The sequence below is a fragment of the Ancylobacter sp. genome, assembly GCF_965249975.1.
Lineage (GTDB): Bacteria > Pseudomonadota > Alphaproteobacteria > Rhizobiales > Xanthobacteraceae > Ancylobacter.
Window position 1 is genome coordinate 571,967 of record NZ_CBDFNE010000003.1, and the last position, 19,395, is coordinate 591,361.

Below are 19,395 nucleotides of genomic sequence, written 5' to 3' on the forward strand. Positions count from 1 at the left end.
GATCGCGGCCCGTCGCGGCTGCCTCGCGCGGGGCGGTTTCTCAGGCACGCTACCTCTTCGACATGCGCTGGATCAGCATGGCGATGATGATGATCACCCCCTGCACGGCGGCGACGAGGTACTCGGAGACGAAGTCGGACAGGACCATCAGATTGGCGATGAATTCGAGGATCACCGCACCGGCGACCGTGCCCCACACCCGCCCGCGCCCGCCCCGCAGCGCGGTGCCGCCGATCACCACGGCGGTGATGACCTGCAATTCCCACAGCACGCCGGTGGTCGGCGTCGCCGCCCCGAGGCGCGGCACGTAGCAGATGGCGGCGATGGCGACGCAGGCGCCCTGGATTACGAAGGCCAGGGTGCGCACCCGCGCCACCGAGATGCCGGAGTAGCGGGCCACGTCCTCATTCGCCCCGACCGCGACGCAGCGCCGGCCGTAGCGGGTGCGGTAGAGCACATAGGCGGCCACCAGCGCGACGGCGAGCGAGACCAGGATCGGGATCGGCACGCCCAGCACATCGCCGAAATAGACCGGCCGATAGGCCTCGCGCAGGCTGCGGTCGATCGCCACCGTGCCGCCATCGGTCATATAGGTGATGAGCGCGCGGAAGATGCCCATCGTGCCGAGCGTGGCGATGAAGGGCTCGATGCGGCCGAGGGTGACGATGGTGCCGTTGAGCAGGCCGCAGGCCAGCCCCGTCACCAGCGCCACCGCCATGCCGAGCGGGATGGCCGCCGTGCCGACGCTCGGCGCCGCCCAGTTCATGAACAGGATCATCACGCCGGTGATGAAGGCCGCCATCGAGCCGACGGAAAGATCGAGCCCGCCCGAGGCGATGACGAAGGTGGCGCCGATGGCGATGATGGCGATGAAGGCACTGCGGGTGACGACATTGGCGATGTTGTTGGCCGACAGGAAGTCGGGATTGATGAGGAATCCGATCAGCACCAGCGCGGCCAGCGCCAGGAAGGGGCCCGCATCGCCCCAGCCGATCGACCAGCCATGCGAAGCGCGCGGGGGCGCGGCGGCCAGGTCAGCCATCTATGTTCCTCCCAGATATTGTTCATTGGCCGCGCTGCTGGTGGCGCAGAGCGCGACATTGCTTTCGGTCATGGCGTCGCCGGCGAGTTCGCCATTGATCCGGCCGGCCCGCATGACGAGGATGCGGTCGCACAGGCCGATCAGCTCCTGCATTTCCGAGGAGATGACGATGCAGGAGCGCCCCTCGCGCACCAGCGACTGGATGAAGGCGTAGATCTGGCTCTTATTGGCGATGTCGATGCCGCGCGTCGGCTCGTCGATGATCAGCACCGTCGGCTCGTTGAGCATCACCTTGGCGAGCAAGAGCTTCTGCTGGTTGCCGCCGGAGAGCTGGCCGGCCTTCGCCTCGCGGCTGCGCAGGCGGATGTCGTAACCCGTCACCGCGCGGTCGAGCAGCCGGGCCTCGCCGGCGAGGTCGAGCCCGGCGGCCGGGTGAACCCGGTCGAGCGCAGCGAGGGTGAGGTTCGGCGCCAGCTTCTCGTCCAGCAGCAGGCCCTTGCCCTTGCGGTCCTCGGTGAGATAGCCGACGCCGCGCGCCGCCGCCTGCGCCGGGGAGTGGAAATGCACCGCCTCGCCATGCAGCCGCACCGCGCCGAAGCTGGCCGGCCGCAGGCCCAGCAGCCCCTCGAACAATTCGGTGCGGCCGGCGCCGATCATGCCGGCAAGGCCGAGGATTTCCCCCTCGCGCAGGCTCAGCGACACATCGCGCACGAAGCCGGGGACATGGGCGTTCTCGATCTCCAGCGCGGGAGCGGCGTCCGCACCGGCAAGCCGTGCCGGGTCCTGCCGCGCGGGATAGAGGCTGGAAAACTCGCGCCCGACCATCAGGCTCGCCATGCGCTGCGGCGTCAGGCCCTGCGCGTCATAGGTGCCGACCATGCGGCCGTCGCGCAGCACCGTCACCCGGTCGGCGAGTCGCTCCACCTCGTCCAGGCGGTGGCTGATATAGAGAATGGCGACGCCGCGGGTCCGCAGCTCGGCAATGATGTCGAGCAGCGGATCGACCTCGTCATGGGTCAGCACGGCGGTCGGCTCGTCGAAGATGACGACGCGCTGGGTGCCGAGCAGCGCCTTGGCGATCTGCACCAATTGCCGGTTGGCGAGCGAGATGTCGCGCACCAGCGCGGTCGGCGACACCTTGCAGCCGATCTCGGCCAGCCGCGCCGCCGCCGCCGCGCGCATGGCGCGCTCGTCCAGCCGACCGAAACGGGCGATCTCGCGGCCGATGAAGATGTTCTCGGTGACGGTCAGCGCATCGGCGAGCAGGATTTCCTGATGCACCAGCGCGATGCCCGCGGCCTGCGCCTCCTTCGGCGCGTGGAAGGCGACCGGCGCGCCATCGAGGAACAGCGTCCCCTCGCTGGGCTTGAGATAACCCGAGAGCAGCCGCATCAGCGTCGACTTGCCGGCGCCGTTCTCGCCGATGACGGCGTGAATCTCGCCGGCACGCAGATCGAGCGAGACATCGGAGAGCACCCGCACCCCGCTGAATTCCTTGGCGAGATGTTCGGCGCGCAGCACCGGCGCTGCCGCCACACCGGCCGGAGCGAGGGCGAGCGGCGCGGCGGTCATAGGTCGAACGCCGGCAGCAGCCGGTCGCGCGAGCGCTCGATATGCAGACGCATCGCCTGCCGGGCGGCCTCGGGATCGCGCGCCGCGAAGGCCGCGAGGATCGCCGCGTGCTCGTCCAGCGCCTCCTCGGTGACGCGGGCGTGGAACATCAGGCGGAAAATGTGGAAGTGGGTGTGCTGGTGGGCCAGCGTCTCGCGGATCAGCGCGTTGCCGGCGACCTCCAGAATGCGGTCATGGAACAGCGCATCCTGGCGGGCGAATTGCGAATAGCGCGCCCGGTCGTCGGCGCCGCCCTCGCGCGACATCACCCCGGCCGCTTCGGCAAGGTCGGCCAGCGCGTCATCCGTCATGACCGCCGCCGCACGGCTGGCAGCGTCCGGCTCCAGCAGCAGGCGCAGTTCGTACAGCTCGTTGAAACGGGTGCGGGTGATCTGCGGCGCGGCGCTGTAGCCGACGAGGTGGGTCTTGACCACCAGCCCCTCGCCCTCCAGCCGGCCGAGCGCCTCGCGGATCGGCGTCTGCGACACGGCGAGCTCGCGCACCAGATTGTCGACCGTGATGCGCGAACCCGGCGGGATCTTCAGCGCCATCAGCCGGGCGAGGATGGCCTCATAGACCTCCTCGGCGAGGCCGGCATTGCGCTGAATGGCCTGCGAACCGTCACGCGGTGCGGCGGAGAGAGCGGAAGTGGCGAGAGCTTTCGGACTGCGCACGGTTTTGCCCCTTGACAATGATCCAGAGCTAGCATGATCCTCTGCGGCATTCAATACGATATCCTATACGATTTCGTGTAGGGCGCACCGGCAGGCTGAAATGCCGTGCCTTTTCAGATGGATAAAGCCGTGACCTCCTTCGCCGCCCTTCGGCTCCCCAGCGAAATCCTGTTCGGCAAGGGCCAGCGCCACGCTTTGCCCGCCGTCGCCCGCCGCCTCGGGTCACGGGCGCTGATCTGCACCGATGAGCGCCTGTCCGCCTCAGCCGACTTGGCGCAGATGATCGCCGGGCTGCAGGAGGCCGGGCTCACGGTGCGGGTCGATAACCGCGTGCTGCCCGACGTGCCGCGCGACAGCGCGGCGGAATGCGCCGAGGCCGCGCGGGCCTTCGCCCCCGATCTGGTGATCGGCATTGGCGGCGGCAGCTGCCTCGACATGGCCAAATGCGCGGCGCTGCTCCTCAGCCATGGCGGGCGGCTGCCGGACTATTACGGGGAGTTCAAGGTCCCCGGCCCCGTGCTGCCGATCATCGCGGTGCCGACCACCGCCGGCACCGGCTCGGAGGCAACGCCGGTGGCGGTGATCTCCGATCCAGACCGCACGCTGAAGGTGGGCATTTCCAGCCCGCATCTCCTGCCCCGCGCGGCGATCTGCGATCCCGACCTCACCCTCTCCTGCCCGCCCGCGCTCACCGCCATTGCCGGGGCCGACGCGCTCACCCATGCCATCGAGGCGTTCACCGCCGGGCGCCGGGCGCCATCGCCGGAACTCGCGCAGCGCCATGTGTTCATCGGCAAGAGCGCGCTGACCGATCATTTCGCCCGGCTCGCCATAAGCCTGCTCGGCCGCAGCCTGGAGCGGGCCTGCCGCGACGGTGCGGACGAGGAGGCGCGGGCCGATGTGATGCTGGCCGCGCTCGCCGCCGGCTGCGCTTTCGGCACGGCCGGCACCGCCGCCGCCCATGCCATCCAGTACCCGGTCGGCGCCCTCACCCACACCGCGCACGGGCTCGGCGTCGCCACGCTGCTGCCCTATGTCATGCGCTTCAACCGCGACGCCGCCGAGGACGAGCTGGCCGAGATCGCCCTCGCGCTGGGCCTGCCCGCCGAGGTGCGCTCGCGCGCCGCGCTGGCGCAGGCAGCGATCGACGAGGTGGCGCGCCTCCTCGCCGCCATCGGCATCTGCCCGACCCTCGCCGGTCTCGGCCTCACCCGCGACCAGCTGGCCTGGACCGGCGAGCAGGCGCTCGCCATCGAGCGGCTGATCCGCAACAATCCCCGTCCCATCGCCGCCCCGGAGATGGCCCGCCTGCTGGAGGCCGCGTACATCGGCGATCTCGCGGCGGCGGCCGTCGTCCTCGAACAGGAAGTCCTGCCATGAACATCGCCACCGCCCCGCTCGCCGCCGGCGCTGCCCCTCATATCGCGCCGGCCGATGGCGCGCGCGGGCTCTATATTGGCGGGCAGTGGAGCTGGCCGGAGGCGGGGGCGCGCATCCCTGTCATCGATCCCTCGAACGGTGCGGTGCTCGCCGAGGTGCCGGATGCCGGGGTGGCTGAGGCGATGGCGGCGGTGGACGCCGCCGCAGGCGCCGCCCCCGCCTGGCGCGCGACCCCGCCGCGCCGCCGCTCGGAAATCCTGCGCCGCTGCTTCGAGCTGATGACCGCCCGGGCCGACGATCTCGCCCGGCTGATTTCGCTGGAAAACGGCAAGGCGCTGCGCGATGCGCGCGGCGAAGTCGCCTATGCCGCCGAATTCTTCCGCTGGAACGCCGAGGAAGCCGTCCGCATCAGCGGCGATTTCGCGCTCTCCCCCGCCGGCGGCAACCACATCATCGTCGATTATGAGCCGATCGGCATCGGCGTGCTCATCACCCCGTGGAACTTTCCCGCCGCCATGGCCACCCGCAAGATCGGCCCGGCACTGGCGGCGGGCTGCACCGTGGTGCTGAAGCCGGCGAGCGAGACGCCGCTCACCGCCTACGCCCTCGCCGCGCTCTATGAGGAAGCCGGCGTCCCGCCCGGCGTGGTCAATGTGCTCACCACCTCCACGCCCGGCCCGGTCACCGCCGCGATGCTGGGCGACCTGCGTGTGCGCAAGCTCTCCTTCACCGGCTCCACCCCGGTGGGCCGCGCGCTGCTGGCCGAGGCGGCCAAGAACGTCATCAGTTGCTCGATGGAGCTTGGCGGCAACGCCCCGCTCCTTGTGTTCGACGATGCCGATCTCGATGTGGCGCTGGAAGGCGCGATGCTCGCCAAGATGCGCAATGCCGGCGAGGCCTGCACCGCCGCCAACCGCATCTATGTGCAGGCCGGGCTTTATGACCGGTTCGCCGAAGAACTCACCCGCCGCATGGCCGCGCTCAAGGTCGGCCCCGGCGTGGATGCCGCCACCGAATGCGGGCCGATGATCACCGGCAAGGCGGTGGACAAGATCGAGCGGCTGGTGGAAGACGCGCTCGCCCGCGGGGCGCGGCTGCTGTGCGGCGGCGTGCGGCCGGAAGGGCCGGGTCATTTCTACCCGCCCACCGTGCTCGTCGATGTGCCGGCCGACGCGGCCATGGGGTGCGAGGAGATTTTCGGCCCCGTCGCCGCGCTCAGCCGCTTCGAGACCGAGGACGAGGCGGTGGCGCTCGCCAATGCGACGGAATACGGCCTCGCCGCCTATGTCTTCACCCGCGATCTCGCGCGCGGCCTGCGCGTGTCGCGGCGGATCGAAACCGGCATGGTCGGCCTCAATCGCGGCCTCGTCTCCGATCCCGCCGCGCCGTTCGGCGGCACCAAGCAGTCCGGCCTCGGTCGCGAGGGCGGGCATCACGGCGTGATGGAGTTCCTGGAGGCGAAATACATCGCCACCGGGCTCTGAACCCGGCCGCGCTGATGGTTCACACGCCCGATCCGTTCCGCACCCGCGACCACGTGCCGGATTTCGACCGGCACGTGGCCGATTACGCCGCCCGCAGCGCCGCCACCCGCGCCCGTCTGCCGATGCGCGCCGACATCGCCTATGGGCCGACGCCGGCGGAACGGCTCGACCTGTTCTTCCCGCCCCCCGACACGGCGACGGGGGCGGTGCACCTGTTCATCCATGGCGGCTATTGGCGGATGTTCGCCAAGGAGGATTTCTCCTTCGTCGCGGAAACCGTCACCCAGGCGGGGGCGATCGCGGTCATCGTCGATTATGCGCTCATGCCGGCGGTACGGATGGAGACCCTCATTGCCCAGCTGCGGCGTGCCTGCGGCTGGTTGCGCGGCCATATCGGCGAGTTTGGCGGCGATCCCGCGCGCCTCACCCTCTCCGGCCATTCGGCGGGGGGCCATCTCGGCGCGCTGATGCGCGCCGATCCCGCCCTTGCCGGCGCGATCAACGGCACCCTGCTGCTCAGCGGGCTCTACGATCTCGCGCCGCTGCAAGGCTCCTTTCTCAAGGAGCTGATCGCCCTCACCGATGAAGAGGTCGCGCACTACAGCCCGCTGCGCCACGCCTATGGCCCGGGCGGGCAGGTGGCGCTGCTGGTAGGGGAGCGCGAAACGGCGCCGTTCCACGCGCAGTCCGCCGCCTTCGCCCGGCATCTCGCCCACGCGGGTGTCGATGTGGACGCCGCGACTGTCGCGGGGGCGGACCATATGAGCCTGGTCGCCGATCTCGGCACCCGCGGCACGGAGGCCGCGCTTCGGCTCGCCCGCCTGCTCGCCCCCGCGCCGTGAGAATCAGGCCCCCGCGCCACGCGCTGCCGGGGTTGGCGTGACGGGCCGGCACCCGAACGCCCGCCGCGTCGGTTCGGGCTGACGCTCCGACACCCATGCCTCGGCCCCGGCCACCTTTCGGCCGGGCGGCGGCGGCCAAAAGGAAAGAGCCGCCGGCCCGGCGGGGCCGACGGCTCTCCCTTGTTTACGCAGAAGCCGGCGGCGGCCGCCGGCCCCGGAGGGCTGGCTCAGCCGACGCGCAGGTTGACCGCGGAGGTCTTGCCCGAACGCTGGTCGGTCTGCAGCTCGAAGGAGACCTTCTCGCCGTCACGCAGGCCCTGGAGGCCCGAACGCTGAACCGCGCTGATGTGGACGAACACGTCCTTGCCAGCGCCATCGGGCTGAATGAAGCCGTAGCCCTTCTGATCGTTGAACCACTTCACGGTGCCGGTCTGGGTAGACATTAGGATAGTCTCACGTATCGAGGTTGCACATCCGGCGTGGCCGGGGCCAAGCCGCTGGGTCGAATTTGGAAGAAAAGCTGAACGTGCACCCGCAGGTGAAACGGCCCAGAGTCCAGCCAAAGTCTGCGCGAGAGACTAGCGCGAATAGCTGTGTTTGCAAGAGGCGCGCGTGGCAGAAGCAAGGCTTCCGCAGCGAAATGTCGCCGCCCCGAAAAGCGACGACATTCCCTCGATTTTCATCGAATGCGACCGACCGAAATCGGCCCTGTCGGCTCAGGCCGGACGCAGATTGACCGCCGAGGTCTTGCCCGAGCGCTGGTCGGTCTGCAGCTCGAAGGACACCTTCTCCCCGTCGCGCAGCCCCTGCAGGCCCGAGCGCTGCACCGCGCTGATGTGGACGAACACGTCCTTGCCGCCATTATCGGGCTGGATGAAGCCGTAGCCCTTCTGCTCGTTGAACCACTTAACCGTGCCGGTATCCGCCATCAGACACAACCTTCGAGACCAGTGAGACACCGGCGAATCCCCGCGGGACCCGCCGAACTGCGCCGACCCCCGCCGCCCGGCGGCGCCTTGCGGCAACCGGCGTACGGCGAATTCGGGCTGTGGGTAGCTTGGGCAAAAATATGTCATTTCCACGGCATAGGCCGCCATATTCGAGCCATAAAGCAACCAGAGGGCGAGAAAATTCCGTTACGTCAGACCCGTACCGCCGGGCGCCCGTCCGGCAAGGCCGGAACGGCGCGCGCCGTCAGACCGAGACGTCGCCGGACATGACCGGCACGCAGGCGCCGCCGATCACCACGGCATCCGGCGTCACCTCGATGGCGATCCGGCTCGGGCGGCCCATATCGACGCCCTGCGCGACCTCGAAACCGCGCGGCGCCCCGCCTTCGAGTGCGGCGAGCCAGGCGCAGGCCGCCGCCGTCGCGCTGCCGGTCGCGGGGTCTTCCGGCAGATTGTCGAAGGGGGCGAACATGCGTGCGGTGACGTCGACGGCGCCGTCAGCCGCGCTCAGTTCCCGGCAATAGAGGTAGATGGCATCAGCGCCGTCGCAGGGCAGGCGCGCGGCGAAGGCGGGCAGGTTCGCCTTGGCGCGCGACAGGGCGGCGCGGCTGGCGATCTCGACCACGACGAAGGGCAGGCCCACCGAGGCGACACGGGGCGGATGCCGGTCGCAGCGGATGTCCGCCGGGCTCAGCGACAGGCATTGAGCGATGGCGTCCGCCGGCAAGGCCCGGCCGAGGCGCAGCGGCTGCGGGGCGCTCAGCCGTATCTGCGCGATGCGGTCGCCGTCGCGCCGGATGTGTCCCCGCACCAGGCCGGCGGCTTCCTCGAAGGTGAACGTCTCTCCCATGGCGGCGACGCCGGCGCTCGCCAGGACGAACGCGGTGCCGACATTGGGATGCCCGGCAAACGGCACCTCCACCGTGGGGGTGAATATCCGCACCCGGGCGGTATGGGCCGGATCGGACGGGCGGAGCACGAAGCTGCTCTCGGAATAATTGAACTCCCGCGCGATCGCCTGCATCTGCGCGGTCGTCAGGTCATCCGCATCCAGCACGACCGCGAGCGGATTGCCGCCGAAGCGGGTCTGGGTGAATACATCGACCGTGTGATAGCGCAACCGCACAAGTTTCTCCCGCCGCGCCGTCACGGTCGCCCTGGCTAGATCATTTCACCGTTTCACGGAAACAGTGAAATGATCTAATTCTTTGTTTTGTCGCGTTTTCTTCATGCGAACCGGTATCCACTTCGCTCGAAAACGCTCCACCATGGTTGCGAAGCTCCTTCCGCCCGCACCCACTGCCGGGGGGCGAGACGGTTACCCGCCATCAGTGAATCCGACCGGCTGTCGCGACAGGAAACGGCTGCGGCCGCTGGATGGCGCGCCGTTTTCAGGTGAACCGGCGATTCCGTCTGATCAACAGGACGCTCAGTAACAGTAATTCTTGCTGACCTTTACCACCTGCCCATTAGGGTAGTGGTACAGGCACTTGCCGTTCGACCAGTAGTAATAGGACTTCTTCTTGTTCTTGTCGCTCTGGTTGCCGATGATCGCCCCGGTGGCGCCGCCGATCACCGCGCCGGCCACGGCGCCGCCGGCCTTGCCGGTGGCCGCACCGCCGATGATGGCCCCGGCCGCGCCGCCGATCAGCGCCCCGGCGGCGGTGTCATTGGCCCGCGCCATGCCGGGGGCGACGGCGAGAAGACCGCCGGCCAGCGCCGCGACCGCACAGGAATAACCAAGACGCATGATGAAACCCTCCGCTGGCGCGGGCGCGCCTGCCGGGCCCCGCTGAGACCGGGGCCGGCGACTCGCAGCAGTTTCCTGTCACGACCGGCCCCAGGGTAAGGGTATCATGAAGCCGCAGCGGAACGAAGCGCGCCGCGCGGCGCGCCCCGTCGCCTCCGGCTCAGCCGTGCTGCGCCTCGACCACGGCGATGGCGGTCATGTTGACGATGCCGCGCGCGGTGACCGAGGGGGTGAGGATGTGGGCGGGCTTGGCCGGGCCGAGCAGGATCGGGCCAACAGGCAGCGCGTCGCCGAACACCTTCACCATCTGGTAGCTGATATTGGCCGCGTCGAGATTGGGCATGACCAGGATATTGGCCACGCCCTGCAGCCGCGAGCCCGGCAGCACGCGCTCGCGCATTTCCGGCACCAGCGCGCTGTCGCCTTCCATCTCGCCCTCGACCATGAGATCGGGGGCGCGCTGCAGTACGAGGTCGAGCGTGCGGCGCATCTTCTTCGCGCTCTCATCGTCGCGGCTACCGAAGTCGGAATGCGAGAGCAGCGCCACTTTCGGCTCGATGCCGAAGCGCCGCACATGGGCGGCGGCGAGCTGCGCCATCTCGGCGAGGTCTTCGGCCGTGGGGTCGGTCTGCACCTGGGTGTCGCACAGGAAGAACGCGCCCTTCTGCGTCAGCAGCATGGACAGCGCCGCCACGTCCCGCACCCCCGGCGCCAGGCCGATAATGGTGCGGATATGGCGCAGATGGCGGATGAACCGGCCTTCCACGCCGCACAGCATGGTGTCGGCATCCCCGCGGACCACGGCGAGCGCGGCGATCACGGTGGGCGTGGTGCGCACCAGCGTGCGGGCGAGTTCGGGCGTCACGCCGCGCCGGCCGGCCAGCTCGACATAGGTGGTGACATAGTCGCGGTAGCGCGGATCGTCCTCGGGGTTGATGAGGTCGAATTCCCGCCCGGGGCGGATCGACAGGCCGAAGCGCTGCAGGCGGGTTTCCACCACCGAGGGGCGGCCGATCAGGATCGGACGGGCGATGCCCTCTTCCACCACCACCTGCGCCGCGCGCAGAATGCGTTCATCCTCGCCCTCGGCGTAGATCACCCGCTTGGGCGCCTGCTTGGCGAGGGCGAAAATCGGCTTCATCACCAGGCCGGAGCGGAAGACGAAGCGATCGAGCTGTTCCTGATAGGCGTCGAAATCGGCGATCGGCCGCTTGGCGACGCCGCTCTCCATCGCCGCCCGCGCCACCGCCGGCGCGATGCGCAGAATGAGGCGCGGGTCGAAGGGCGAGGGAATGAGCGAGGCCGGACCGAACACCGGCGTCTCGCCGCCATAGGCGCGGGCGACCACGTCGGAGGGCGTCTCGCGCGCCAGTTCGGCGATGGCGTTGACCGCCGCCACCTTCATCTCCTCATTGATCGTCGTCGCCCCCGCATCGAGCGCGCCGCGGAAGATGAAGGGGAAGCACAGGACGTTGTTGACCTGGTTGGGGAAGTCCGAGCGGCCGGTGCAGATCATCGCGTCGGGGCGCGCGTCGCGGGCGAGATCGGGCATGATCTCCGGCGTCGGGTTGGCCAACGCCATGATCAGCGGGCGGTCGGCCATGGTCTTGAGCATTTCGGGCTTGAGCACGCCGCCGGCGGAGAGGCCGATGAAGATGTCGGCGCCCTCGATCACCTCGGCCAGCGTGCGCTTGTCGGTCTTCTGCGCGAACACCCCCTTATAGGGGTCCATCAGCTTTTCGCGGCCCTCATAGACCACGCCCTCGATGTCGGTGACCCAGATGTTCTCGCGCCGGGCGCCCATGGAGCGCAGCAGGTTCAGCGTGGCGATGGCGGCGGCGCCGGCGCCCGAAGTGACGATCTTCACGTCTTCCAGCTTCTTGCCGCCGATGTGCAGCGCATTGACGATGGCCGCCACGACGATGATGGCGGTACCGTGCTGGTCGTCATGGAAGACCGGGATCTTCATGATCTCGCGCAGCCGGGTCTCGATCTCGAAACACTCGGGCGCCTTGATGTCCTCAAGGTTGATGCCGCCGAAGGTCGGTTCCAGCGCCGCCACCACGCTCACCACATGGTCCGGCTCCAGCGCGTTGATCTCGATGTCGAACACGTCGATGCCGGCGAATTTCTTGAACAGGACCGCCTTGCCTTCCATGACCGGCTTGGAGGCTTCCGGGCCGATATTGCCGAGGCCGAGCACGGCGGTGCCGTTGGAAACCACGGCGACGAGGTTCTGCCGGGCCGTCAGTTCCGCCACCAGCTCCCGGTCGGCGGCGATCGCCTCGCACACGGCGGCGACGCCGGGCGTATAGGCCAAAGCGAGGTCGCGCTGGTTCGCCAGCGGCTTGGTGGCCTGGATCTCAAGCTTACCGGGTCGCGGATTGCGGTGATAGAACAGCGCGCCAGAGCGCAGATCGTCGGAGATGTAAGAGGCCATCGTTTTTCCTTCCCCGGAGCGTGGCGGGGGAGCATAGGCATTCTGTTCCGCCGCACAACGGCTTTCCGATTTTCTGGTGCTGTACTTTGGACGGTTGGTTTAAGGTGAATCCGCCGCCGGCACGCTGCGGCGAATCCCGTCCGTCCCCGCTCCGCCCCCAGGTCAGCCTCGCATGCGCAAGCCGTTTATCATCGCTCTCGTCGCCCTCCTCATCCTCGGAATCGGCGGCTATTTCGGCATCGGGCTCTACGTCAACCACGTGGCGCGCAGCGAGGTCGATTCGGCCCTCGGCACGCTCCGGGCCGGCGGCGCGACCGCGAGCGTCGAGGATGTGCGCTACGACCTGTTCGCCGGCCGCTTCGAGATGCGCGGCCTTTCCCTCGCCGGTCCCGGACAGGGCGCGCTGAAGATCGGCACGCTGGTCGCCAGCGGCGTCGAGCGGCGCGGCAATGAGCGGGTGTTCGCGCGCGATGTTGCCCTTACCGATGTCGCGCTGAGCCCGCCGCTCGGCCTTGGCGGCACCGACACCTCGGAATACCGCGCCCCGCGCGCCGAGATTACCGGGCTGGAATTCCCGATGCGCGCGCCGGTGGACGGCACCCCGCCGCAGATCGCGCTCAGCTTCCTGCGCCAGGTCACGGCCGAGCGAGTCGATATCCCGGTCTCCACCAACACCGGCAGCAGCGGCACGGGCGACACGCGGATCGTCAGCGAGGAGACCAATGGCGCGATCCGCCTCGACGCGCTCGCCAAGGGCCGCTTCGCCCGCGTGACCGCCGAGCCCTCGCGCTTCACCCTCAGCGGCCCCACCGGCAGCAGCGGCAAGGGCTCGGTCGGACGTGTCGAGATCACGGGGTTCGACGTGGCGGCGGTTCTGATCCTCTTGGATTCGGAACTGCGCGAGGCCAGCGATGCGTTCATCACTGTCCATGATTCCATTGTCATGGCCGACTATGAGCTGACGCTCGAAGGCGGCGTGTCGCAGCGCATCAAGAACATGACGATGAAGGAGGTGGCGATCCGTCCCTCCGCCATTCCGGTCGAGCAGATCCTCGCCATGCGCGGGCAGCTGGAAAAGCTCGCCGCCGCCGGCCGCGAAGCCCCGCCGGAGGAAGCCGCCGAGCTGTTCCGGCTGTTCGCCAGCATTTACGACGAGGGCATCCGCATTGGCGGCATGTCCCTCGACACGCTGGACGCCACCGCCCCGGGCGGCATCGCCTTCAGCCTCGGCGCGTTCACGCTGGGCGCCGTGGAAGGCGGGCGGATCGACAGCCTGACGCTCGACAAGCTCGCCGGCACCGGGCCGGCGGGCGAAAGCTTCAAGATGGGGCGCTTCGCCCTTGGCGGCCTGCGGGCCGGCACGCTGATGACGCTGCTGGCGGACACCGCCGAGCATCCGGCGCAGGTCGGCCGCTGGCCGGCACCGTTCTTCAACACGCTCGAATCGCTTTCCATCGACAAGCTGGAAGCCCCCACCGAGCAAGGCTCGCCGCTCGACATCGACCGCTTCGCCCTCACCTGGACCGCCGAGCCGGACGCGCTGCCGACCCGCATCTCCGCCACGCTGCGCATGAGCGGGCCGACCGCGCTGGTCAATAGCGGCAAGTCTGCCTTCGCGCTGGTGCCGGGGCAGCTGAACCGGGCGAGCCTCGCCGTCGATTTCGGCGCCGCCTGGAACGAGGCCGCCAATACGGTGGTGGTGGAGCCGGCCTATGTCGAAGTCTCCGACGCCTTCTCGCTGAACGCCCGCCTCCGCCTCAGCGGCGTCGACGATTCCGTGTTCTCCACCGAGCCGGACGAGGCGCTGGCGGGGGCAGCGGAGGTCAATCTCGACTCGCTCGACCTCACGCTCACCGATGCCGGCCTCTACGATCAGAAGCTGGAAGAGGCGGCGAAGGAACAGGGGCTGAAGCCGGAGGAAATCCGCCAGCTCTTCGCCGGCTTCGCCGATCTGCTGCTCGGCCAGGCGGTGACCGACCGGCCGGAACTCGGGCCGGCGGTGGATGCCTTCATCCGCTTCGTGCAGAAGCCGATGGGCACGCTGTCGCTGCGCGTCACCCCCCGCAACCCGCCGCTGCCCATGCTGCTGATCGTCGAGGCGCTGAACAGCGAGGACCCGCTGTCGCTGGTGGACGAACTCAACGTCACCACCCCCGCCGCGCCCTGAGCGCGGCGCCCCCCGAAAGCAGAAAGGGCGGCCGATGGCCGCCCTTTTCGTTTCTCGCCGACCGCGCCGCTCTCACTTCTCCGGCAGGTTGGTGCGGATGTGCAGTTCGCGCAGCTGCTTCGGGCTCGCCTCATTGGGCGCGCCCATGAGGATGTCCTGCGCCTGCTGGTTCATCGGGAAGATGGAAATCTCACGCAGGTTGGTGGTGCCGCACAGCAGCATGACGATGCGGTCGACACCCGCCGCCATGCCGCCATGCGGGGGCGCGCCATACTGGAAGGCGCGGTAGAGGCCGCCGAAGCGCTCCTGCACCGTCGCCTCGTCATAGCCGGCGATCTCGAACGCCTTCACCATCGCCTCGGGGCGGTGGTTGCGGATGCCGCCCGACGCGATCTCATAGCCATTGCAGGCGATGTCGTACTGGAACGCCTTGATGGTCAGCGGGTCCTGGCTGTTCAGCGCCTCAAGCCCGCCCTGCGGCATGGAGAAGGGGTTGTGCGAGAAGTCGACCTTCTTGTCCTCCTCGCTCCACTCATAGAACGGGAAGTCGACGATCCAGGCCAGCTCGAAACGGTCATGGTCGACCAGCTTCAGCTCCTCGCCCACCTTGGTGCGGGCGGCGCCGGCGAACTTCACGAACTTCTCCGGGTTGCCGGCGACGAAGAAGGCGGCATCACCCTCCTTGAGGCCAAGCTGGGCGCGGATGGCTTCCGTGCGCTCCGGGCCGATATTGTTGGCGAGCGGGCCGGCACCCTCCCCGCCCTCGCGCCACATGATGTAGCCGAGGCCCGGCTGGCCCTCGCCCTGCGCCCACGAGTTCATGCGGTCGCAGAAGGCGCGCGAGCCGCCGCCGGTGCCGGGGATCGCCCACACGCGGTTCTTCGGGTCTTCCAGCATGCGCGCGAAGACCTTGAAGCCGGAACCGCGGAAATGCTCGGACACGTCCTGCATCTCGATCGGGTTGCGCAGATCCGGCTTGTCGGTGCCGTATTTCTGCATCGACACCGCATAGGGAATGCGCGGCCAGTTCTTGGTCACCGGCTTGCCGTCGGCGAACTGCTCGAACACGCCGGTGATGACCGGCTCGACGGCGGCGAAGATGTCTTCCTGCTCGACGAAGCTCATCTCCAGATCGAGCTGGTAGAACTCGCCCGGCAGGCGGTCGGCGCGCGGGTCCTCGTCGCGGAAGCAGGGGGCGATCTGGAAGTAGCGATCGAAGCCGCTCATCATGATCAGCTGCTTGTACTGCTGCGGCGCCTGCGGCAGGGCGTAGAACTTGCCGGGGTGCAGGCGCGAGGGCACGAGGAAGTCGCGCGCGCCTTCCGGCGAGGAGGCGGTGAGGATCGGCGTCTGGAATTCGAAGAAGCCCTGCGCCTTCATCTTCGCGCGCATCGCGTCGACGATGGCGCCGCGGGTCATGATGTTCTTGTGCAGCTTCTCGCGGCGCAGGTCGAGGAAGCGGTAGCGCAGCCGCGTCTCCTCGGGGTACTCGACATCGCCGAAGACGGGGAGCGGCAGCTCGGCGGCGGGGCCAAGCACCTCGATCTCGGTGGCGTACATCTCCACCTGGCCGGTCGGCAGTTCCGGGTTCTCGGTGCCGGCGGGGCGCAGGCGCACCCGGCCATCGACCCGGATCACCCATTCCGCCCGCACCGTCTCGGCCAGCTTGAACGCCGGGCTGTCGGGATCGACCACCACCTGGGTGAGGCCGTAATGGTCGCGCAGGTCGATAAACAGCACGCCGCCATGGTCGCGGATGCGGTGGCACCAGCCGGACAGCCGCGCGGTGGTGCCGACATCGCCGGCGCGAAGGGCGCCACAGGTGTGCGAGCGATAGCGGTGCATGGCGTCTTCCCGGAGTTGGTGCCGCCGCAAGAAGGCGGAACATAGCAGAACACCCCTCACGCGGGGCGCGCGGAGGGGTGCCTGCGAGGCTTGGATTTGTCAAGACGAGACGGCCGCCCGCAAAGGAGGGCGGCCTGCTCTCAGGGCACGTAGCGCAGGTTCAGCCCGCCGACGCCCAGCGCCAGCGAGGCGCCGACATTGCCCTCGACCGACACCGGGTTGAGCGCGATCGACCGGTCGGAACCGACCAGCACGTTGGCGCCGACGCCGACACCCAGCGCCACATCGCCGGTCACGCCGCCATAGGGGCCGGCCAGCGCGCCGGGGGCGACCGACTTGGTCAGCGCCAGCACGCCCCAGGTCAGCACGCCGCCGCCGGTGACGCCGAGTTCGAGGCCGATATTCTTGATGGTGCCGGCATAGCGCTGCTCGGGGCTGTTGTCGGCCGGCGTGAAGGTGCAGGTCAGTTCCTGCTTGGATTCGATCAGCATGCCGATGCTGGCGCCGGCATTGCACACCAGCACGCCCGCATTCACCCGCTCGGCGGCGGAGGCCGGCACAAAGGAAAGCGCCAGAGCGGCGGTGGCGAGAGCGAAGACAGTCTTCTTCATGGATATCCCCCGGAGATGGCGGCAATGCCGCCGTAAAGGCTTGGCGACTCGTCGCCGGCCGTCGATCATCGTCGGCGTAGATTACGGCATGATTTCGGGGTCGAAACGGCGCCGCGAGTCCGATATGTAAAAATCGACATGAACATGATCACAACCACCGACGACCTCGCCGCGGCCTGCGAACGCCTCGCCCGCCATCCGTTCATCACCATCGACACGGAATTCCTGCGCGAAACCACCTTCTGGCCCAAGCTCTGCGTCGTGCAGCTGGCCAGCGTGGACGAGGCGCTGGTGGTCGACGCGCTGGCCGAGGGGCTCGACCTCGCGCCGTTCTTCGCGCTGATGTCGAATCCGGACGTGCTCAAGGTGTTCCACGCCGGCCGGCAGGACATCGAAATCGTCTGGCACCTCGCCGGCATCATCCCCACCCCGGTTTTCGACACCCAGGTCGCGGCCATGGTGCTCGGCCATGGCGATTCCATCTCCTACGACCAGCTGGTGCAGCGCCTCACCGGGGAAGTGCTCGACAAGTCGCTGCGCTTCACCGACTGGTCGCGCCGCCCGCTGTCGGCAGCGCAGGTCGCCTATGCCGAAGCCGATGTCACCCATCTGCGCGATGTGTTCCTCAAGCTCGACGCCGACCTGAAGAAGCGCGGCCGCGCCGACTGGGTGGGCGAAGAGATGGCGGTGCTCACCTCGCCCGACACCTACCGGCAGGAACCCGAACGGGCCTGGGAGCGGCTGCGCTCGCGCGCCCGCAAGCCCAAGGACCTCGCCGTGCTGATGGAGGTCGCGGCCTGGCGCGAGCGCGAGGCGCAGTCGCGCGACACGCCGCGCTCGCGCATTCTGAAGGATGACGTGATCGGCGAGATCGCCTCCCAGCACCCGACCACCGTCGAGAAGCTGGGCCAGCTGCGCGCCATCCCCAAAGGCTTCGAGCGCTCCCGCGCCGGCGAGATGATCGTCGAGGCGGTGAAGGCCGGCCTTGCCCGCGACCCCAAGACCCTGCCGCGCATCGAGCGCGACCGGCCGCTGTCCAATGGCGCATCGGCGACGGTGGAACTGCTGAAGGTTCTGCTGCGCATGACCTCCGAGCAGCACGGCGTCGCCGCCAAGGTCATCGCCACGGTGGACGATCTCGAGCGCATCGCCTCCGAGGACGAGCCCGATGTCGGGGCGCTGCGCGGCTGGCGGGGCGAATTGTTCGGCGACCGCGCCATGGCGCTGAAATCCGGCCGGCTGGCGCTCGCCATGCAGCGCGGGCGTGTCATCGCCATCGAGCGGACGGCACTGGAGAAGGCGGGCGCGGCGGACTAAGCCCGCCTCACGCCTCGCCTTGCCGGGCGAGCCGCAGCTCCACCAGCAGCGCGCGCAAGAGTTCCGGCTCGTCCCAGGGCACGGCCTGCCAGACCGCCCGCAGCTCGGCATCGGGCGGGCCGTGCATTACCGCCTGCGGAAACAGCGCCACGCGCGTCTCCTCGCCCACGGTGCGCGGCGACGCCGCCTCCCCGTCCGCCGGGGCGTGGAGATGGGCGAGCAGCAGCGCCGTCAGATCGAGCCCGGCGCGGGCACCGAAAGGCAGCACGGGCGTCGGCCGTGCGTTGCATTCGAGCAGCCACGCCTTGTCCTCGGCATCGATGAGGAAATCGAACGAGACGAAGCCCGAGGCGCCGAACGCCGCCACCAGCGCCGCCGAGGCGGCGACGAGATCGGGCCGGGCGACATAGCGCAGCACGTCGGCCGGCAGGATGTCGCGCGACCGCCGTTCCGCCACGGCGGTGAGCACGCCGAGCGTGCGCCCCGCGATCGCCGCCGCGCAGCTCACCGCCAGCCGCCCCTCAATGTAAGGCTGCACGCTCACCTCGGTCGGCGGAGCGATCCAGTCGCGCGCCAGCAGCCGCGCCTTGAGCCGGGGCCAGCGCGATTTCCGCCGCATCCAGCGCGCGCCGATGGCGTCGAGTTCTCCCGGCGTGCGGCAGATCGCGACGCCGCTGCCGCCGCAGCTGCGCGGCCGCTTGATGACGACGGGGTAGCCGAGTTGCTGCGCCGCCGCCCGCGCCCCCTCCAGCGTCGCCGCCGGGATGTCCACCGGCGCCCGCACGCCGATGTCCCGCGCGAGTCGCTGGGTCAGCGGCTTGTGGATGCGGTCGGGCAGCGTGTCGAGCCGGCCGAGCGAACGGACAAGGCAGGCCGCCAGCGCCGGCGAAAGCGGGGCGCGCCCGGTGCGGCCGGCCTGGGTGCTGAGATGATCCAGCAGCCACAGCGTGCGCTCGTCGCACGGCACGAGAAGATCAGGCGCGAAGCCGGCGACGGCGCGCTCCAGCTGCGCCCGCAGGCGGCGGGCGTTCAGCGTCGCCTCAAGCGGAAAGCGCGCGGCGATATGGCGGGAGCGGAACATCAGGCTGTCCGGCGCCGCCAGCGCCGCCAGCTCGGCCCCCGCCGCCGCGAAGGCGGCCGGCAGCCGGCAGCTGGAAATGTGCCGCGCCTCCAGGGCAACCAGCAGCACCCGCGCGGGCGGGCGCCCGCCGGCCGGCCGAACCGTGGCGTGGTCATCAGGAGAAAGCACGGAACGGCCCCCGCCGGCGCAAACTGCGCATCC

General features: G+C 69.3%; 16 protein-coding genes. 5 read left to right on the forward strand and 11 right to left on the reverse strand.

All coding sequences use genetic code 11. The features are described from left to right. Window positions 1–49: 49 nt before the first annotated feature. The 3 genes from ACP2AH_RS02920 to ACP2AH_RS02930 are packed head-to-tail and all read right to left on the reverse strand — an operon-like array spanning window position 50 to window position 3,261. Window positions 50–1,042 carry an ABC transporter permease gene (locus ACP2AH_RS02920; protein WP_425104417.1) on the reverse strand — a complete coding sequence of 331 codons (993 nt, stop codon included), beginning with the start codon at window positions 1,040–1,042 and terminating at the stop codon, window positions 50–52. Next, window positions 1,043–2,614, reverse strand: coding sequence for a sugar ABC transporter ATP-binding protein (locus ACP2AH_RS02925; protein ID WP_425104418.1), 1,572 nt, complete (start codon window positions 2,612–2,614; stop codon window positions 1,043–1,045). Further along, window positions 2,611–3,261: a GntR family transcriptional regulator gene (locus ACP2AH_RS02930; RefSeq protein ID WP_425104717.1), complete on the reverse strand. Its 651-nt coding sequence runs from the start codon at window positions 3,259–3,261 to the stop codon at window positions 2,611–2,613. Before ACP2AH_RS02930 ends, ACP2AH_RS02925 begins: the two co-directional genes overlap by 4 nt. A 195-nt stretch (window positions 3,262–3,456) precedes the next feature. Here ACP2AH_RS02930 and ACP2AH_RS02935 point away from each other — a divergent pair, with 195 nt between their 5' ends. From ACP2AH_RS02935 to ACP2AH_RS02945, 3 genes are read left to right on the forward strand one after another with little or no spacing between them, the layout of a single operon-like run. Then, the gene (locus ACP2AH_RS02935) at window positions 3,457–4,707 is read left to right on the forward strand and encodes an iron-containing alcohol dehydrogenase (RefSeq protein ID WP_425104419.1); all 1,251 of its coding nucleotides are present in this window, start codon (window positions 3,457–3,459) and stop codon (window positions 4,705–4,707) included. After that, complete coding sequence (locus ACP2AH_RS02940) at window positions 4,704–6,191, forward strand: NAD-dependent succinate-semialdehyde dehydrogenase (protein ID WP_425104420.1); 1,488 nt, start codon at window positions 4,704–4,706, stop codon at window positions 6,189–6,191. The genes ACP2AH_RS02935 and ACP2AH_RS02940 overlap by 4 nt, the downstream gene beginning before the upstream one ends. A 14-nt stretch (window positions 6,192–6,205) precedes the next feature. Beyond that, a complete protein-coding gene (locus ACP2AH_RS02945) occupies window positions 6,206–7,033 on the forward strand; it encodes an alpha/beta hydrolase (RefSeq protein WP_425104421.1) in 828 nt (275 codons plus the stop codon). Window positions 7,034–7,260: 227 nt separating this feature from the next. On the opposite strand, the gene ACP2AH_RS02950 is transcribed toward ACP2AH_RS02945, so the two are convergent. The 5 genes from ACP2AH_RS02950 to ACP2AH_RS02970 all read right to left on the reverse strand — a co-directional run bounded on the left by ACP2AH_RS02950 (window position 7,261) and on the right by ACP2AH_RS02970 (window position 12,173). Next, window positions 7,261–7,476 (reverse strand): cold-shock protein, encoded by a 216-nt coding sequence (locus ACP2AH_RS02950; RefSeq protein ID WP_013165949.1) that lies wholly within the window; start codon window positions 7,474–7,476, stop codon window positions 7,261–7,263. Window positions 7,477–7,749: 273 nt separating this feature from the next. Next, window positions 7,750–7,962, reverse strand: coding sequence for a cold-shock protein (locus tag ACP2AH_RS02955; protein ID WP_244377193.1), 213 nt, complete (start codon window positions 7,960–7,962; stop codon window positions 7,750–7,752). A 265-nt stretch (window positions 7,963–8,227) separates the two neighbouring features. Beyond that, window positions 8,228–9,109: a PhzF family phenazine biosynthesis protein gene (locus ACP2AH_RS02960; protein WP_425104422.1), complete on the reverse strand. Its 882-nt coding sequence runs from the start codon at window positions 9,107–9,109 to the stop codon at window positions 8,228–8,230. 303 nt (window positions 9,110–9,412) lie between these two features. Beyond that, window positions 9,413–9,733 carry a glycine zipper domain-containing protein gene (locus ACP2AH_RS02965; protein ID WP_244377197.1) on the reverse strand — a complete coding sequence of 107 codons (321 nt, stop codon included), beginning with the start codon at window positions 9,731–9,733 and terminating at the stop codon, window positions 9,413–9,415. Between the two features lie 160 nt (window positions 9,734–9,893). Continuing rightward, a complete protein-coding gene (locus ACP2AH_RS02970; RefSeq protein WP_425104423.1) occupies window positions 9,894–12,173 on the reverse strand; it encodes an NADP-dependent malic enzyme in 2,280 nt (759 codons plus the stop codon). 172 nt (window positions 12,174–12,345) lie between these two features. Between ACP2AH_RS02970 and ACP2AH_RS02975 the strand changes: the two genes are divergently transcribed. Further along, window positions 12,346–14,340, forward strand: a complete 1,995-nt coding sequence (locus ACP2AH_RS02975; RefSeq protein WP_425104424.1) for a hypothetical protein — start codon at window positions 12,346–12,348, stop codon at window positions 14,338–14,340. Window positions 14,341–14,412: 72 nt separating this feature from the next. Here the strand turns inward: ACP2AH_RS02975 and aspS are convergent, their stop codons facing one another. Then, a complete protein-coding gene (aspS, locus tag ACP2AH_RS02980) occupies window positions 14,413–16,185 on the reverse strand; it encodes an aspartate--tRNA ligase (RefSeq protein WP_425104425.1) in 1,773 nt (590 codons plus the stop codon). 140 nt (window positions 16,186–16,325) lie between these two features. Continuing rightward, the gene (locus tag ACP2AH_RS02985; protein ID WP_421697317.1) at window positions 16,326–16,796 is read right to left on the reverse strand and encodes a DUF992 domain-containing protein; all 471 of its coding nucleotides are present in this window, start codon (window positions 16,794–16,796) and stop codon (window positions 16,326–16,328) included. A gap of 138 nt (window positions 16,797–16,934) precedes the next feature. On the opposite strand from ACP2AH_RS02985, the gene rnd reads away from it, so the two are divergent. Next, entirely contained in the window at window positions 16,935–18,113 is a 1,179-nt protein-coding gene (rnd, locus tag ACP2AH_RS02990) for a ribonuclease D (protein WP_425104426.1), read from the forward strand. A gap of 7 nt (window positions 18,114–18,120) precedes the next feature. On the opposite strand, the gene ACP2AH_RS02995 is transcribed toward rnd, so the two are convergent. Beyond that, window positions 18,121–19,362 carry a hypothetical protein gene (locus ACP2AH_RS02995; RefSeq protein WP_425104427.1) on the reverse strand — a complete coding sequence of 414 codons (1,242 nt, stop codon included), beginning with the start codon at window positions 19,360–19,362 and terminating at the stop codon, window positions 18,121–18,123. Between the last annotated feature and the right edge of the window lie 33 nt (window positions 19,363–19,395).